General features: G+C 56.9%; 16 protein-coding genes. 13 read left to right on the top strand and 3 right to left on the bottom strand.

From position 1 onward, the window contains the following. Positions 1 to 109: 109 nt before the first annotated feature. Both secB and ABUK73_RS22465 read right to left on the bottom strand, forming a co-directional pair. On the bottom strand, positions 110 to 592 hold the full coding sequence (gene secB, locus ABUK73_RS22470) for a protein-export chaperone SecB (RefSeq protein ID WP_111841287.1): 483 nt from the start codon (positions 590 to 592) through the stop codon (positions 110 to 112). Positions 593 to 676: 84 nt separating this feature from the next. Then, entirely contained in the window at positions 677 to 1,189 is a 513-nt protein-coding gene (locus ABUK73_RS22465; protein ID WP_353579200.1) for an FxsA family protein, read from the bottom strand. Between the two features lie 268 nt (positions 1,190 to 1,457). Between ABUK73_RS22465 and ABUK73_RS22460 the strand changes: the two genes are divergently transcribed. The 5 genes from ABUK73_RS22460 to ABUK73_RS22440 all read left to right on the top strand — a co-directional run bounded on the left by ABUK73_RS22460 (position 1,458) and on the right by ABUK73_RS22440 (position 6,801). After that, entirely contained in the window at positions 1,458 to 2,156 is a 699-nt protein-coding gene (locus ABUK73_RS22460; RefSeq protein WP_353579199.1) for a Tim44/TimA family putative adaptor protein, read from the top strand. Next, positions 2,153 to 3,271 carry a murein transglycosylase A gene (gene mltA / locus ABUK73_RS22455; RefSeq protein ID WP_353579198.1) on the top strand — a complete coding sequence of 373 codons (1,119 nt, stop codon included), beginning with the start codon at positions 2,153 to 2,155 and terminating at the stop codon, positions 3,269 to 3,271. Before ABUK73_RS22460 ends, mltA begins: the two co-directional genes overlap by 4 nt. Then, a complete protein-coding gene (locus ABUK73_RS22450) occupies positions 3,271 to 3,846 on the top strand; it encodes a Smr/MutS family protein (protein ID WP_353579197.1) in 576 nt (191 codons plus the stop codon). The genes mltA and ABUK73_RS22450 overlap by 1 nt, the downstream gene beginning before the upstream one ends. Then, positions 3,843 to 4,208, top strand: a complete 366-nt coding sequence (locus ABUK73_RS22445; RefSeq protein ID WP_113087369.1) for a helix-turn-helix domain-containing protein — start codon at positions 3,843 to 3,845, stop codon at positions 4,206 to 4,208. The genes ABUK73_RS22450 and ABUK73_RS22445 overlap by 4 nt, the downstream gene beginning before the upstream one ends. 157 nt (positions 4,209 to 4,365) lie before the next feature. Further along, positions 4,366 to 6,801, top strand: coding sequence for a DNA gyrase subunit B (locus ABUK73_RS22440; RefSeq protein ID WP_353579196.1), 2,436 nt, complete (start codon positions 4,366 to 4,368; stop codon positions 6,799 to 6,801). Positions 6,802 to 6,914: 113 nt separating this feature from the next. Here the strand turns inward: ABUK73_RS22440 and ABUK73_RS22435 are convergent, their stop codons facing one another. Beyond that, entirely contained in the window at positions 6,915 to 7,517 is a 603-nt protein-coding gene (locus ABUK73_RS22435; RefSeq protein WP_353579195.1) for a nitroreductase family protein, read from the bottom strand. Between the two features lie 204 nt (positions 7,518 to 7,721). On the opposite strand from ABUK73_RS22435, the gene ABUK73_RS22430 reads away from it, so the two are divergent. From ABUK73_RS22430 to ABUK73_RS22395, 8 genes are all read left to right on the top strand, one after another. Next, positions 7,722 to 8,564: a fumarylacetoacetate hydrolase family protein gene (locus tag ABUK73_RS22430; protein ID WP_353579194.1), complete on the top strand. Its 843-nt coding sequence runs from the start codon at positions 7,722 to 7,724 to the stop codon at positions 8,562 to 8,564. Between the two features lie 148 nt (positions 8,565 to 8,712). Next, positions 8,713 to 9,948, top strand: coding sequence for a polyhydroxyalkanoate depolymerase (locus ABUK73_RS22425; RefSeq protein ID WP_353579193.1), 1,236 nt, complete (start codon positions 8,713 to 8,715; stop codon positions 9,946 to 9,948). 43 nt (positions 9,949 to 9,991) lie between these two features. Further along, a complete protein-coding gene (locus ABUK73_RS22420; protein WP_353579192.1) occupies positions 9,992 to 10,759 on the top strand; it encodes a M48 family metallopeptidase in 768 nt (255 codons plus the stop codon). A 115-nt stretch (positions 10,760 to 10,874) separates the two neighbouring features. Beyond that, positions 10,875 to 11,531, top strand: a complete 657-nt coding sequence (locus ABUK73_RS22415; protein ID WP_353579191.1) for a phosphoribosylanthranilate isomerase — start codon at positions 10,875 to 10,877, stop codon at positions 11,529 to 11,531. A 2-nt stretch (positions 11,532 to 11,533) separates the two neighbouring features. Beyond that, positions 11,534 to 12,754: a tryptophan synthase subunit beta gene (gene trpB / locus ABUK73_RS22410; protein WP_353579190.1), complete on the top strand. Its 1,221-nt coding sequence runs from the start codon at positions 11,534 to 11,536 to the stop codon at positions 12,752 to 12,754. Positions 12,755 to 12,756: 2 nt separating this feature from the next. Next, positions 12,757 to 13,596, top strand: a complete 840-nt coding sequence (gene trpA / locus ABUK73_RS22405; protein ID WP_353579189.1) for a tryptophan synthase subunit alpha — start codon at positions 12,757 to 12,759, stop codon at positions 13,594 to 13,596. 33 nt (positions 13,597 to 13,629) lie between these two features. Next, on the top strand, positions 13,630 to 14,523 hold the full coding sequence (gene accD, locus ABUK73_RS22400; protein WP_353579188.1) for an acetyl-CoA carboxylase, carboxyltransferase subunit beta: 894 nt from the start codon (positions 13,630 to 13,632) through the stop codon (positions 14,521 to 14,523). A 39-nt stretch (positions 14,524 to 14,562) separates the two neighbouring features. Continuing rightward, entirely contained in the window at positions 14,563 to 15,906 is a 1,344-nt protein-coding gene (locus ABUK73_RS22395) for a bifunctional folylpolyglutamate synthase/dihydrofolate synthase (protein ID WP_113087485.1), read from the top strand. The last annotated feature ends 186 nt before the right edge of the window (positions 15,907 to 16,092 follow it).

The following is a 16,092-nucleotide window of genomic DNA, read 5'->3' as shown; positions in this document are numbered from 1 at the left end:
TTTCTTCGAACAGTGCGGTTGGCATTCGTAAGATAAAATGCTCAACAAATTCCGCCCATAAAAAACCCGGGCTCTTGACCCGGGTTCTTCATCAAAAAATTTTGGCAGATCAGTTCGGAACGGCCTGAACCTTGGCGCGGGCCTGTTCTTCGGCAACGCGCTGCGCAAACATCTGCGAGAAATCGATCGGGTCGATCATCAATGGCGGGAAGCCGCCGTTGCGGGTGACGTCTGCGATGATCTGGCGTGCGAAGGGGAACAGAAGGCGCGGGCACTCGATGAAGAGAACCGGCAGCATGTGTTCCTGCGGGAAACCAGTGATGCGGAAAACGCCGCCATAAACCAGTTCGGCAACGAACAGAACCTTGTCGCCATCCTTGGCTTCTGCATTCAGCGTCAGAACGACGTCGAAGTCGGAACCGGAAATCGGGTTCGCATTGACGTTGACATTGATGTTGATGGCAGGTGCGCCATCGCGTGCCTGCAACGACCGTGGAGCGCCTGGATTTTCAAACGACAAATCCTTGGTGTACTGGGTCAGAATATTGAGGGAGGGGTTTGCACCTTCCTGCGCACCGTTTTCAGTGGTCATAATATGTCCTCGCGGATTGAATTCTTGGAAGCCCGTCTATCATCTCGACAATAGGCTTACAACCCTTTGATATAGAGGGGCAGGTCAGGGTTTTGGCAGGTCGCGGTCATCCCGGTTCTGCGACCAGGGCGAATGTCCCGACCCTTCCCGATGAAAGTCGTCCTCATCCAGATCGACAACCTTGGAAGACGCATCGCGCTGCGGGCCTGGACGAAAACCCTGTCCCCTAAAGGAGCTTGCAACCACGATCCGTGGGCCAATGGCTTTCCAGATGAGCTTTCTGAAACCTGGGATCAGCAACAGAAGGCCAATCGCATCGGTAATGAAGCCGGGAATAAACAGAAGAATACCGGCGATAACCCGCATGCCGCCACTGATCATCGCTTCCGCAGGCTCTGCACCGGTCCGGCTGGCATTTTGAAGATTGCGCACCATGCCAAGACCGCCGGATCTCAGAATGACGAGGCCGAGAAAGGATGTGAGCAGGATCAGCGCCAACGTCAGCCACACGCCCAGAGCCTTGCCAACGACGATGAAGCCGGCAATTTCCAGGATCGGCATCAAAAGGACGATGACGGGTAAGAGTGAGAAACGCATAAGTCCTGCCTTGTGTTGTTGAAGCCCGCCTGCATTCATCCAGTTGCTGGCGAGATGCTGAGGGTGCCGTTCCAAGCTGTCGAAAATCTGTTCACCGAAACGAAAATGCAGAAGCGTTTTCCGTGTCATCCGGTGCCTGAATACCCATCATATCGCCAAACTGGCCATGTTTGGAGACCGGCGATTGAATCTGCCTGTTTGAATGATGAGCAGATGCAGACTATATGATGTGTAGAAAATTGGATTTAAATGGCGGTTTCGGTAAAAGATGGGCTCAAGCGACTTTATAACATTGTTTTTTCTTGTGGCTGCAGTGCTGATTTTTCTTCAGTTGCGCAGTGTCCTTGGCCGTCGTACCGGCAATGAAAAGCCCCCAATCGACCCCTACAGCCCCCGCGATGTCGCCAAATCCGGCGCAGGCGATGATAACAAGGTCGTTACCTTACCGCGTCGTGGTGAGGGCGAAGAAGAAAACCGTTTTGCGGAAATTGATGCCATTTCTCCTGTCGGCTCCGCGCTGAATGATTCGCTGCGTGAACTGACCAAAACCGATCCTTCGTTCCGTCCGAAGGAGTTTTTGAACGGCGCGCGCATGGCTTACGAGATGATTGTCATGGCTTTTGCCGATGGCGACCGCAAGACGCTCAAAAATCTTCTGTCCAAGGAAGTCTATGACGGCTTCAATGCGGCGATCACGGAGCGTGAAGGCCGTGGCGAGGTGGTTAAATCCACATTCGTCGGCACGGAAAAAATCGATATCACCCATGCCAGCATTCGCGATTCCGAAGAGCAGATCACCCTTCGCATCATCAGCCAGCTGATTTCCGCGACCTACGACAAGGAAGGCAAGCTGATCGACGGCGATGCCGAAAATGTCTCCGAGGTCGATGACATCTGGACCTTCTCGCGCGATATCCGTTCACGCGATCCGAACTGGAAGCTGATTGCGACCGAATCCGAGCAATGACCAGCGCTGGCCGGAATTTCGAACTCAAGGAGGTGTCGTTCGCTGAGCTGCCGGGTTGGCAGACGGACGACCCTTCCGCATTGTTTCCGGCCATGCATTCCATTCTGGCGCATATGCGCAAAGGCAAGCCTTACCGCACCGGCTCGCTGGGTCTGACCGCCGAAGAACTTGTCGCCTTTTTTGAAAAGGCTGAACAGTTGGATTTCTCCGATGCGGCAACAGCCCGCAACTTCTTCGAAGAGCAGTGTCTGCCTTTCAAAATATCTCCTTCATCTGGCAAAACCGGTTTTGTCACCGCGTTTTACGAGCCTGAGCTAGAGGTATCCGCTTCGCCGGATGCTGTCTGGAAATATCCGATCTATCGCCGCCCGGATGATTTGATCGATCTCGATGACGCCAATCGGCCGGAAGAGATCGATCCCTATTATGCCTTCGGTTTGCTGCGGGACGGGAAGATTTCCCATTACCCCGATAGAGGTGAAATCGACCGCGGCTATCTCGAAGGGCGGGGGCTTGAAATCGCCTGGGCCAAATCGAAGGTCGATCTGTTCTTCGTCCATGTGCAGGGTGCTGCACGTCTTCGCTACGCTGATGGCACGATCAAGCGGATTACTTATGCTGCAAAAGCAGGCCATGTGTTTTCGCCTGTGGGTCGCCTCTTGCTGGATCGGGGTGAACTCGACCCCGCCACTATCTCCATGCAGACCATCCGCCAGTGGCTGAGAGACCATCCCGAACAGGTGGATGAGGTTCTCTGGCATAACCGGTCCTACATTTTCTTCCGCGAGGCCGATGTGGATGGCCTTGAACTCGGGCCGATTGCGGCTGCCAAGGTGCCGTTGATCGCGGGCAGGTCGCTTGCGGTGGATCGGCTGATCCACACATTTGGTTTTCCATTTTATATCGCTTCGCAAAGCCTGACCCATCTGGATGGCGGTCAACCCTTCGGGCGGCTGTTGCTGGCGCTCGACACGGGATCGGCCATTGTCGGGCCGGCGCGCGGCGATATCTTTACCGGATCGGGCGATGAGGCAGGAGAGCTTGCGGGCACCGTGCGCAATGATGCAGATTTTTATATACTGATTCCGCGTGAGGCGGCGGAAAGGTATCGGTAATGAAGGGCGGCCGCAAACTCGGCAAGGATGAGCGTATCTTATGGGGCAAGGTCGCCAGAACGACCCGGCTGATTTCCGGTCGTGTCGAAGATTTGCTTGCCTTCGAAGCGCTGGAAGCTGAAGTCGAGCCGGAGCCCGCACCGAAAGCAGCCAAGATCATTCCGCCTTTCCCGCAGATGATCGTTGAGACGGTATCCCAGCCTCTGGCCACGGATGCGGAAAAGAAGCGCCTTCACAGCCCGATGGAAAAGCCGGTCAAACGCAAATTGACCCGTGGACGATTACCGCTCGAAGCGCGGATCGATCTGCACGGCATGTTCCAGAGTGAAGCCCATGCGGTTTTGCTGGATTTTCTCATTCGCGCCCATGAACGGGGCCTGCGGCATGTTCTTGTCATCACTGGCAAAGGCCGATCCATGGGCAGTGACGGCGCTCTGAAAAGAGCGGTGCCGATGTGGTTCTCCAAGCCGGAATATCGATATCTCATCTCGTCCTACGAAGACGCATCAATGAACCATGGTGGAGATGGCGCGCTTTACGTGCGCCTGGCAAGACGACGGGGAGATACGTCATGACGCCCTTTGCGGAAGCCGTTCGTGGTCTTCGTGAAAAAAAGGGCGTGTCGCAGAAGCAGATGGCGCTCGCCATCGGCGTATCGCCTGCCTATCTCTCGGCGCTGGAACACGGAAAACGCGGCAAGCCCAGCTTCAATCTTCTTCAGCGCATTGCCGGATATTTCAACATCATCTGGGACGAGGCGGATGAATTGTTCTCTCTGGCGGGTGCATCCGACCCGCGCGTGGTAATCGATACGGCGGGTTTGCCGAAGGAATATACGGCTCTGGCAAACGGATTGGCCCGGGATATTCGCAAGCTGGCGCCAAGTGTGATAGATGAATTGGCAGCCGTGCTGCAAAAAAGCCGTTCTTGCGATTGAAACCCTCGCTATCCCCTGCTTTATGCAGGGTTTTGGCGCTTGCGGACTTTGGATATCGAAGCGGAATTTCTATAGTCACACGTCAGATTAAAAGTGATTCGCTGCCGCGCCGTCTCATTTGGACGCGCTGCGACAGACACATTTGGAAAGAGTGCTTATGACTGAAACATCGTCGAGCGAAAACGCCGCCAGTGCAGCCTATGGAGCCGATTCCATCAAGGTCTTGAAAGGCCTCGATGCTGTGCGCAAGCGCCCCGGTATGTATATCGGCGATACCGACGATGGTTCCGGTCTGCACCACATGGTCTACGAAGTCGTGGACAACGCCATCGATGAAGCATTGGCCGGTCACGCCGATCTGGTCACGGTCACACTCAATGCCGATGGGTCCGTGACGGTAACCGACAACGGTCGTGGTATCCCGACGGATATCCACACGGGCGAGGGCGTCTCGGCTGCCGAAGTCATCATGACGCAGCTGCATGCGGGCGGTAAGTTCGACCAGAATTCCTATAAGGTATCCGGCGGTCTGCACGGCGTGGGCGTTTCGGTGGTCAACGCTCTGTCTGTCTGGCTGAAGTTGCGCATTCGCCGCAACGGCAAGGTTCACGAAATCACCTTCACCCACGGCGTGGCCGATGGCCCGTTGAAGATCGTTGGTGATTACGAAGGACGCTCCGGCACGGAAGTGACCTTCCTGGCCAGCTCCGACACTTTCACCATGACCGAATATAATTACGCGACGCTGGAACACCGCCTTCGCGAACTCGCCTTCCTGAACTCCGGCGTGCGCATCCTTCTGACAGACAAGCGCCATTCGGATATCAAGCAGGAAGAGATGACCTATGACGGTGGTCTGGAAGCCTTCGTGCGTTATCTGGACCGCGCCAAGAAGCCGCTGGTCGACAAGCCGGTTGCCATCAGGGGCGAGAAGGACGGCATCACCGTCGAAGTCGCCATGTGGTGGAACGACAGCTACCACGAGAATGTGCTCTGCTTCACCAACAACATTCCGCAGCGCGATGGCGGAACGCATATGGCCGGCTTCCGAGGCGCGCTGACGCGTCAGGTCACCTCCTATGCGGATAGTTCCGGCATCACCAAGAAGGAAAAGGTTTCCCTTCAGGGTGAAGATTGCCGTGAAGGCCTGACCGCTGTTTTGTCGGTCAAGGTGCCAGACCCGAAGTTCTCCTCGCAGACCAAGGACAAGCTCGTTTCCTCGGAAGTGCGGCCTGCCGTTGAAAACCTCGTCAACGAAGCGCTGAGCACCTGGTTCGAAGAGCATCCGAGCGAAGCCAAAATCCTCGTCGGCAAAGTCGTGGAAGCGGCGATTGCCCGCGAAGCCGCCAGAAAAGCGCGTGAACTGACCCGCCGTAAGGGCGCACTCGATATTGCTTCTCTGCCCGGCAAGCTGGCTGACTGCTCCGAGCGAGATCCGGCCAAGTCCGAAGTCTTCCTCGTCGAGGGTGACTCTGCTGGTGGTTCTGCCAAGCAGGGACGTTCGCGTGAAACGCAGGCCATTCTGCCGCTGCGCGGCAAGATCCTCAACGTGGAACGCGCCCGTTTCGACAAGATGCTGTCCAGCCAGGAAATCGGCACGCTAATTACCGCACTCGGCACATCCATCGGCAAGGACGAATTCAACGCCGACAAGCTGCGCTATCACAAGATCATCATCATGACCGATGCTGACGTCGACGGCGCGCATATTCGCACGCTGCTGCTGACATTCTTCTTCCGTCAGATGCCTGAACTGATCGAACGCGGACACCTGTATATCGCCCAGCCACCGCTCTATAAGGTCACGCGCGGCAAGTCCGTGCAGTATCTGAAGGACGAAAAGGCGCTGGAAGAATATCTGATTTCCATGGGCATCGAGGAAGCATCGCTGACCCTCGGTTCCGGCGAAGTCCGTGTCGGTGAAGATTTGCGTGAAGTCATTCTCGATGCGGTGCGCATGCGCACGCTGATCGACAGCCTTCATTCCCGCTACAGCCGTTCCATCGTGGAGCAGGCGGCCATTGCTGGCGCGCTGAACCCTGAACTTTCCGCCGATTCCAGCAAGGCTGAATCAACCGTTGCCGAAGTGGCGCGTCGTCTTGACATGATTGCCGAGGAAACCGAGCGCGGCTGGGCCGGTGAAGTCCTAAACGATGGCGGCCTGCGTTTCTGGCGCATGGTGCGCGGCGTCAAGGAAGTCTCGACGCTGGATATGGGCCTCATGGGCTCCGCAGACGCACGCCATATCGACCAGCTGGCGACCCGCATGGGTGACGTCTACAAAACGCCACCGGTGCTGCAGCGCAAGGATGGTACGCTGACGATTTCGGGCCCACGTTCGCTTCTCGACGCGATCTTTGCAGCAGGCCGCAAGGGTCTGTCGATGCAGCGCTATAAGGGTCTTGGTGAGATGAATGCCGAACAGCTGTGGGAAACCACGCTCGACGCCAATGTGCGCTCGTTGCTTCAGGTCAAGATTCCAGACGCGACCGACGCCGACAGCCTGTTTGCACGCTTGATGGGCGATGAGGTGGAGCCGCGCCGTGACTTCATTCAGGAAAACGCATTGAGCGTCGCCAACCTCGATATCTAATGTTTGCCTGTGGATCGTCGCAAAAGACGATTCACGTGAAACAGAATTTTAACAAAAGGCCCGATGGATACTCCATCGGGCCTTTTGTCTGTCCTGGACTAGGCGAGTGATTTTCAGTCCGCCTTGCCTGTAAAGCTGCCCTCGAAGGCAACATCGGCCAGCGGCAGCCGGTTGCTCGGCACTTCACGTTCCGCGAGATTGTCCGGCAAGGTGCTCCGGTCCGTCATCGTGCCAATCGCGACAGCTGCCTCGACCACATAGCCTTCTGGCACATTCAAAGTCTCAACGATTTTGTCCTTGAAAATACCGGCCATGCCGTGGGTGTGATAGCCGAGCATATGGGCCTGCACGGCGAGCGAGAACCACGCCGCACCAGCATCGAAGGAATGGGTTGGTGCTGGCTTCTTCTCGCCCTCGCGGGAAACGCTATAGCTTCGCGAAATGATGAAAAGCAGAACTGACGCGTTCTTCGCCCAGACCTGATTGCCCTCCATCAGTAAGCCAACGAACTTCTCCCAGTCCGCGCTGCCCTTATGGGCGTAAACAAAGCGCCATGGCTGCAGGTTGGACGCAGAAGGTGCCCAATGCGCTGCATCGAGGATCGTCAGCAAATGCTCTTTCGGCATCGACTTGCCATCGAATGCGCGCGGCGACCAGCGATCCAGAAACAGAGGTTCGACCGGATATTCGGACTGGCGGTTGTTGCTGTGGGTCATTTCATCTCCTCGACAGTTTTCAGTTCCATATGGATGGTTCAAAGCGGACTGTGCCACAATTTTGCATCAACAACCCGCCAAATAGATGTCGCGGGCTCGAACGACACAAAGAAACCTTCCGCCTGTAAAAGCTAGAAGGGGTGACAAGGATAAATAGTTCGTTCATATATGCATAATCTTGTATGATAACCGGGAGAGAGTTCCATGAAATTGATGCGCGTCGGCCAGCCGGGCCAGGAAAAGCCAGCCATTCTGGATGCAGATGGCAAGGTCCGTGATCTTTCAGCGCATGTGAAGGATATTGGCGGCGAGGCGATTTCGCCTGAGGGCCTGAAGAAGATCGCAGCCATCGATCTCTCCACGCTGCCGGTTCTTTCGGATGACCGCATCGGCGCCTGCGTTGCCGGTACCGGCAAGTTCATCTGCATTGGCCTCAACTATTCGGACCATGCGGCAGAAACCGGCGCGAAAGTGCCGCCTGAGCCGGTCATTTTCATGAAGGCGACATCCGCCATCGTCGGTCCTGACGACAATGTCGTCATTCCACGCGGTTCGGAAAAGACCGACTGGGAAGTCGAACTCGGCGTGGTGATCGGTAAGACCGCAAAATACGTCTCCGAAGCGGACGCTCTCGATTACGTTGCCGGCTATTGTGTTTCCCATGACGTTTCGGAACGCGCCTTCCAGTCGGAGCGGCAAGGCCAGTGGACCAAGGGCAAATCCTGCGACACTTTCGGCCCGATCGGCCCATGGCTCGTGACCAAGGATGAAGTCACCGACCCGCAAAATCTCAGCATGTGGCTGAAGGTCAATGGCGAAACCATGCAGAACGGTTCCAGCAAGACCATGGTCTATGGCGTCGCCAATGTGGTGTCCTATCTCAGCCAGTTCATGTCCCTGCGTCCGGGCGATGTTATTTCCACCGGCACCCCGCCCGGCGTCGGCCTCGGCATGAAGCCACCACGCTTCCTGAAGGCGGGTGACGTCGTGGAACTGGGGATCGAGGGTCTGGGCAGCCAGAAGCAGACCTTTGTTGCTGATGTCTAAGTCAATGCGTCACTGAGAGGTTTTCCACCTCTGCTCCCGCTATCGAAGCGCCATCGGGAAACCGCTGGCGCTTTCTGCATTTTGTGCAACTGCGAAAAGATGCTATCCTGTAAAAAAGACTGCGATCAACGACGGGAGGCGTTCATTCGTGTTTTATCAGCTTTATGAAATGAACCATGCGGCCATGGCGCCGCTGCGTGCCAGTGCCGATCTTATGCGTCAGGCCTGCAACAATCCCATGAACCCGCTGTCCAACACCGCCTTCGGGCGCAGTCTGGATGCGAGTTTTGAAGTGTTCGAGCGTCTGACCCGGCGCTACGGAAAACCCGCCTTCGGGCTGTCTTCCACCATGATCGATGATCAGCTGGTCGCCGTTCAGGAAGAAACAGTCTGGGCGAAACCCTTCTGCAATCTCGTCCATTTCAAGCGAGACTTGCCGTTGGGCCGCAAGGCGGACCCCAAGATCCTGCTGGTCGCCCCCATGTCCGGCCATTACGCGACCTTGCTGCGTGGAACTGTAGAAGCACTGCTGCCGTCTGCCGAAATATACATCACCGACTGGCTGGATGCACGCACCGTGCCGATGACAGAAGGCGGCTTTGATCTTGATGATTACATTTCCTACGTCATCGATATGCTGCATCACATGGGCGAGGGCGTGCATGTCGTTGCTGTCTGTCAGCCATCCGTTCCGGTTCTGGCTGCGGTGTCTGTCATGGAAGTAGATGGAAATGCCTTTGCACCGGCATCCATGACGCTGATGGGTGGTCCGATCGACACGCGTATCAAGCCCACCGCCGTCAACGAACTGGCCAAGGGAAAATCCATCGACTGGTTTCGCGACAATGTGGTGATGCAGGTGCCATGGCCGCAGCCGGGTTTTGGCCGCACGGTCTATCCCGGCTTCCTTCAGCTTTCCGGCTTCATGTCGATGAACCTCGACCGGCATATGACCGCGCATAAAGATTTTTACCTGAACCTCGTCAAGAATGACGGTGATTCCGCAGAGAAGCATCGCGAGTTCTATGACGAATATCTGGCGGTGATGGATTTGACCGCCGAATTTTATCTCCAGACGGTGGAGACGGTGTTCATCGAACACGCTCTTCCCAAGGGTGAAATGCTGCATCGGGGCAGGGCGGTCGATCCCGCCGCTATCAAACGGGTCGCGCTGTTTACCGTAGAAGGGGAGAATGACGATATTTCCGGCGTAGGCCAGACCAAGGCCGCCCATGATATCTGCGCGAATATTCCCGCGGACAAACGGGAGCATTACATGCAGCCGGATGTCGGACATTACGGTGTGTTCAACGGCTCGCGGTTCCGCCGCGAGATCGTGCCGCGTATGCTGGAGTTCTTTCATAAGCACGAGCGGACTGCCTAGCAGGACAGATAGCTTTTTCCGGCGCGAATCGCTATGAAGGGCGATGTTTTCGCTTCTCCGAAAGTCCCCAAAATCTCCGGCACCCGGCAAAGCTATGCCTTCCCAGCGTAGGATGGACGTTGGTGGGCGCAGCCTGCCCATCACCATCAAGGAAAATCAGCGCGCTACCCGCATCACCCTTCGCATTGAACCGGGTGGCAAAGCGCTGAAGATGACCATTCCCTACGGTCTTCACCACCGCGAAGTGGATGACTTTCTGGAGCGGCACAATGGCTGGCTAAAAGCCAAGCTCTCCAAATTTTCAGAAGAAGGCAGCATGCGAGATGGCGGCATAATCTCCATCCGGGGCGTGGCGCATCGCATCGAACACACAGGCACATTGCGCGGCGTGACGCAGCTGGCGAAGAATGCCGAAGATGAGGCGGTTCTTCGGGTCAGCGGATCTCCGGAACATATGGGCCGCCGTATCGCAACTTTTCTCAAGAAGGAAGCGCGTTCCGATCTGGAACGGCTAGTGGCCTTTCATGCCAAGGCAGTGGGCAAGCCGGTGCGCTCCATTTCCATGAAAGACACCCGCAGCCGCTGGGGCTCCTGCTCGCATGAGGGCAATCTCAGCTTCTCGTGGCGCATCGTCATGGCGCCGGAAACTGTCATCGATTATCTGGCGGCGCATGAAGTCGCGCATCTGCGGGAAATGAACCACGGGCCGAAATTCTGGGCGCTGTGCGAGAAGCTCTGCCCCCATACCGAAGCCTCTAAGGCCTGGTTGAAGCGCAACGGATCACAACTCCACGCAATCGATTTCGAGTAAATCCTTTCAAAATGGTTTGGATTCACGTGAAACATTCGCTCCGTCCGCATGCCTGTTTCGATTTGGCTCGACTCGACGCCTGTTTCATGGCACCTCGCAATTCATGAGGAAGGCCATGACACCGGATATCAAGATTTGCGGATTGAAATCTGCGGACGCTATCGAGCGGGCCGTGAGACGTGGCGCGAGCCATATCGGCTTCATCTTCTTCGAAAAGAGCCCGCGCAATATCGAGCCTGACATTGCAGGCAAGCTGGCCGATGCCGTGCGTGGCAGTGTCAAGATCGTTGCCGTGACCGTCGATGCCGACAATGACGAGCTGGATGAAATCATCGATCTCCTGAAGCCAGACATTTTGCAGCTGCATGGCAGCGAAACGCCTGAGCGGGTGCTGAACGTCAAGGCCGTCTTTGGTTTGCCGGTCATGAAAGCGTTTTCCATACGCGACGCCGATGATCTTGCCAAAATCGATCCCTATATAGGGATAGCCGACAAGTTTCTGTTCGATGCCAAGCCGCCAGCGGGTTCCGATCTGCCCGGCGGCAATGGCGTGTCCTTCGACTGGACCTTGTTGCGCTCTCTTGACGAAGGCGTGGATTACATGCTTTCCGGGGGGTTGAACAAAGACAATATCGCTGAAGCCTTGGAAGAAACCGGGGCGAGGGGAATAGATGCATCTTCCGGCGTCGAAAGCGCGCCGGGTGTCAAGGATCTGGCCATGATCGACGCATTTTTCGATGCGGTTCGATCGGCAAGGCCGCAGGGAGTTTGAGAGTGAACGAAACGCTGAAACCCAACTCGTTCCGCGCCGGTCCCGATGAGGACGGACGCTTCGGTATTTACGGAGGCCGCTTCGTTGCCGAGACGTTGATGCCGCTTATTCTCGAGCTGCAGGCGGAATGGGACAAGGCGAAAACCGATCCCGAATTCCAGGCCGAGCTGAAGCATCTGGGCGCACATTATACCGGTCGTCCCAGCCCGCTGTATTTCGCCGAACGGCTGACCGCCGAATTGGGTGGCGCAAAGATTTACTTCAAGCGCGAAGAGCTTAACCACACCGGTTCGCACAAGATCAACAACTGCCTCGGCCAAATCCTGCTGGCCAAGCGCATGGGCAAGACCCGCATCATCGCGGAAACCGGTGCCGGCCAGCACGGCGTTGCCTCGGCCACGGTCGCGGCCCGCTTCGGTCTGCCATGCGTGGTCTATATGGGCGCGACCGATGTGGAGCGTCAGGCACCGAACGTGTTCCGCATGAAGCTTCTGGGCGCGGAAGTCGTGCCCGTCACGGCTGGCCACGGTACGCTGAAGGACGCCATGAACGAGGCGCTGCGCGACTGGGTCACCAATGTCGATGATACCTATTATCTGATTGGCACCGCTGCCGGTCCTCATCCATATCCAGAAATGGTTCGTGATTTCCAGTCCGTCATCGGTGATGAAGCCAAGGTGCAGATGATGGAGGCCGAAGGCCGCCTGCCGGATCTCGTTATTGCAGCCGTGGGCGGCGGCTCGAATGCCATCGGCATTTTCCATCCCTTCCTGGATGATGAAAGCGTCAAGATCGTCGGCGTCGAAGCGGGCGGCAAGGGCCTCTCCGGCGAAGAACATTGCGCGTCGATCACCGCCGGTTCGCCGGGTGTTCTGCACGGTAACCGCACTTATCTGCTTCAGGATCAGGATGGCCAGATCAAGGAAGGTCACTCCGTCTCTGCCGGTCTCGACTATCCCGGCATTGGCCCTGAACATTCCTGGCTTTCCGATATCGGTCGCGTGGAATATGTGCCGATCATGGACCACGAAGCTTTGGACGCATTCCAGATGCTGACACGCCTCGAAGGCATCATCCCGGCACTCGAGCCGAGCCATGCTCTGGCAGAAGTCATCAAGCGGGCGCCAACCATGGGCAAGGATGAGATCATCCTGATGAACCTGTCTGGCCGCGGCGACAAGGATATCTTCACCGTCGCTAAGCTTCTGGAAATGGGGGCGTAATCATGACTGCACGTATGGACAAGCGCTTTGCCGATCTGCGCGCTGAAAACCGCCCGGCTCTGATCACTTACTTCATGGGTGGCGATCCGGATTTCGAAACCTCGCTGGGCATCATGAAGGCATTGCCGGAAGCCGGTGCCGATGTGATCGAACTCGGCATGCCGTTTTCCGATCCGATGGCCGATGGCCCCGCCATTCAGATGGCCGGTCAGCGCGCGTTGAAAGCCGGACAGACGCTGAAAACGACGATCGATCTGGCGCGTCAGTTTCGCAAGGGTGACGACGCAACGCCGATCGTTTTGATGGGATACTACAATCCGATCTATATTTATGGCGTCGAAAGGTTTCTGGATGAAGCGTTGGCCGCTGGCATCGATGGCCTGATCGTGGTCGATCTTCCGCCTGAGATGGATGACGAGCTTTGCGTTCCGGCGCTTGAGCGGAACATCAATTTCATTCGTCTGGCAACGCCGACGACGGATGACAAACGCCTGCCTGCCGTCCTTAAAAATACCTCAGGTTTTGTTTATTACGTCTCGATGAACGGCATTACCGGTTCGGCTTTGCCCGATCCATCGTTGATCTCCGGCGCTGTCGGGCGTATCAAATCGCATACCGGCCTTCCTGTCTGTGTGGGCTTCGGCGTCAAGACGGCGGATCATGCCCGCGCAATCGGTGCTGTTGCCGATGGCGTGGTGGTGGGTTCCGCCATCGTCAACCAGATCGCCGGAAGCCTGACTAAGGATGGTAAGGCCACCAATGACACTGTTCCCTCCGTGACAACACTGGTAAAGGGACTTTCAACGGGCGTGCGTGCATCGCGCCTTGCCGCTGCCGAGTAATTGGTTCAGCGCAGATAGTCAGGAGTATTAGACGTGAACTGGATCACCAACTACGTACGGCCTCGGATCAACTCCATGCTTGGCCGCCGGGATACCCCGGAAAACCTTTGGATCAAGTGCCCGGAAACGGGCGAGATGGTTTTTCACAAGGATCTGGAAGAAAATAAGTGGGTCATTCCTGCTTCCGGTTTCCACATGAAGATGCCTGCCAAGGCGCGCCTTGAAGACCTTTTTGACGGTGGCGAATACGAAGCCCTGCCGCAGCCGAAGGTGGCTCAGGACCCGCTGAAGTTCCGCGATTCCAAGAAATACACCGACCGTCTGCGTGACAGCCGTACCAAGACCGAGCAGGAAGACACGATCCTTGCAGGCGTCGGCAAGCTCAAGGGCCTGAAGATCGTCGCCATCGTGCACGAGTTCCAGTTCATGGGCGGCTCACTCGGCATTGCCGCAGGTGAGGCCATCGTCAAGGCGTTCGAGCGCGCCATTTCCGAACGTTGCCCGGTCGTCATGTTCCCGGCATCTGGCGGTGCGCGCATGCAGGAAGGTATCCTTTCGCTGATGCAGTTGCCGCGTACCACGGTTGCGGTCAACATGCTGAAAGAAGCAGGCATGCCTTACATCGTCGTGCTGACCAACCCGACAACGGGTGGTGTGACCGCTTCCTATGCGATGCTGGGCGATGTGCATATTGCAGAGCCCGGTGCCGAAATCTGCTTTGCGGGCAAACGCGTCATCGAACAGACGATCCGCGAAAAGCTGCCTGAAGGTTTCCAGACATCGGAATATCTGCTGGATCACGGCATGGTCGATATGGTCGTGGATCGGCGCGAGATTCCCGATACGCTGGCTAGCCTGTTCAAAATTCTGACCAAGGCACCTGCCAACACAGCGACGGACGTTTTGCCTCTGGCTGCTTCCGCCTGACGCCTGTCACGACTGGCTCCGGAGGGGCTGATGACGGATATGACGACGCCTGCCCACAGCGAGGCAGAACGGATCATCGAACGGCTCTTGGGGCTACACCCCAAGGGCTTTGATCTTTCGCTGGACCGGATCACCCGCCTTCTGGAAAAACTCGGCAATCCGCACAAAAGATTGCCGCCCGTCATCCATGTGGCCGGTACCAACGGCAAGGGTTCGGTAACGGCCTTCAGCCGCGCGATTCTGGAAGCGGCGGGTCTCGGCGTTCACGTCCATACATCTCCGCATCTGGTCAACTGGTACGAGCGCTACCGCCTCGGCATTCGTGGCGAAAAAGGCCGCTATGTCGAAGACGCGGTTCTGGCCGATGCGCTGGAGCGCGTGGCCGCTGCCAATGACGGGCAGATGATTACCGTCTTTGAAATCCTTACAGCCGTCACTTTCGTTCTGTTTGCTGAACATCCAGCCGATGTCGCCATTATCGAGGTTGGCCTTGGCGGGCGCTTCGATGCAACCAATGTCATCAGCAACCCGGCAGTCTCGGTCATTATGCCGATTTCGCTCGACCATCAGGCCTATCTCGGCGATAGCGTCGAACTGATCGCTGCGGAAAAAGCCGGGATCATGAAAACAGGATCACCCGTCGTCATCGGCCATCAGGAATATGATGCCGCCCTCGATGTGCTGGTGAACACCGCTGAGCGCAAGAAATGCCCGACAGCGGTTTACGGGCAGGACTATTCCGCCCATGAAGAATTTGGCCGTATGGTCTACCAGGATGAGTTCAGCCTGGTGGATGCACCGCTGCCGCGCCTTCCCGGTCGCCACCAGCTCGCTAACGCTGCCGCCGCCATCCGCGCCGTCAAGGCCGCAGGCTTCGAGGTCACGGATCGGATGATCGAAAAGGCGATGGCCTCGGTCGAGTGGCCAGGCCGTCTGCAACGCATCACGACAGGCAAGATTGTCGAACTTGCACCGCCCGGTGCGGAAATCTGGATCGATGGTGGACACAATCCCGGTGCCGGTGAGGTCATTGCCGAAGCCATGGCCGGTTTCGAGGAAAAGCAGGCGCGCCCGCTGTTCCTCATCGCCGGTATGATCAACACCAAGGACCAAGTCGGCTATTTCAAGGCCTTTGCGGATATCGCCCAATATGTCTTCACGGTGCCAATCCACGGCACGGATGCCGCCATCGACCCCGTGGTGCTGGCACATGCCGTGTTCGATGCCGGACTGGTCGCCGCCCCGACATCGTCGATTGAGGAAGCGTTGGAAGAACTGACAAAACGCCTTGCGCCCGGAAAACCCGCACCGCGGATTTTGATTGGGGGGTCGCTCTATCTGGCGGGCAATGCACTTGCTTTGAATGGGACAGTTCCGAAGTAGGCCGTTATCACGCCTGGAATTCGCCACCGTGCTCTAAACGCTCCACCGTCACCCTCGGCCTTGTGCCGAGGGTCTGACGAATCCCAACCTTCAACATGGGCAGATCCTCGGACAAGCCCACTGCTGTCCGGTTTAATCTCACACCCATTGCATTACCATCTGGTCTTTGTGTCGGTTGGTGCTGGG

Origin of the sequence: Agrobacterium vacciniicorymbosi (assembly GCF_040427045.1) — a bacterium.
GTDB lineage: Bacteria > Pseudomonadota > Alphaproteobacteria > Rhizobiales > Rhizobiaceae > Agrobacterium.
Note: the sequence above shows the minus strand (reverse complement) of the source record. Positions and strands in the feature narration are given on the sequence as shown.

Bases quoted from the DNA above. Each gene is read 5' to 3' on its own strand.
- secB (WP_111841287.1), bottom strand. From the start codon at position 592: ATGACCACTGAAAACGGTGCGCAGGAAGGTGCAAACCCCTCCCTCAAT.
- ABUK73_RS22465 (WP_353579200.1), bottom strand. From the start codon at position 1,189: ATGCGTTTCTCACTCTTACCCGTCATCGTCCTTTTGATGCCGATCCTG.
- ABUK73_RS22460 (WP_353579199.1), top strand. From the start codon at position 1,458: ATGGGCTCAAGCGACTTTATAACATTGTTTTTTCTTGTGGCTGCAGTG.
- mltA (WP_353579198.1), top strand. From the start codon at position 2,153: ATGACCAGCGCTGGCCGGAATTTCGAACTCAAGGAGGTGTCGTTCGCT.
- ABUK73_RS22450 (WP_353579197.1), top strand. From the start codon at position 3,271: ATGAAGGGCGGCCGCAAACTCGGCAAGGATGAGCGTATCTTATGGGGC.
- ABUK73_RS22445 (WP_113087369.1), top strand. From the start codon at position 3,843: ATGACGCCCTTTGCGGAAGCCGTTCGTGGTCTTCGTGAAAAAAAGGGC.
- ABUK73_RS22440 (WP_353579196.1), top strand. From the start codon at position 4,366: ATGACTGAAACATCGTCGAGCGAAAACGCCGCCAGTGCAGCCTATGGA.
- ABUK73_RS22435 (WP_353579195.1), bottom strand. From the start codon at position 7,517: ATGACCCACAGCAACAACCGCCAGTCCGAATATCCGGTCGAACCTCTG.
- ABUK73_RS22430 (WP_353579194.1), top strand. From the start codon at position 7,722: ATGAAATTGATGCGCGTCGGCCAGCCGGGCCAGGAAAAGCCAGCCATT.
- ABUK73_RS22420 (WP_353579192.1), top strand. From the start codon at position 9,992: ATGTTTTCGCTTCTCCGAAAGTCCCCAAAATCTCCGGCACCCGGCAAA.
- ABUK73_RS22415 (WP_353579191.1), top strand. From the start codon at position 10,875: ATGACACCGGATATCAAGATTTGCGGATTGAAATCTGCGGACGCTATC.
- trpA (WP_353579189.1), top strand. From the start codon at position 12,757: ATGACTGCACGTATGGACAAGCGCTTTGCCGATCTGCGCGCTGAAAAC.
- ABUK73_RS22395 (WP_113087485.1), top strand. From the start codon at position 14,563: ATGACGACGCCTGCCCACAGCGAGGCAGAACGGATCATCGAACGGCTC.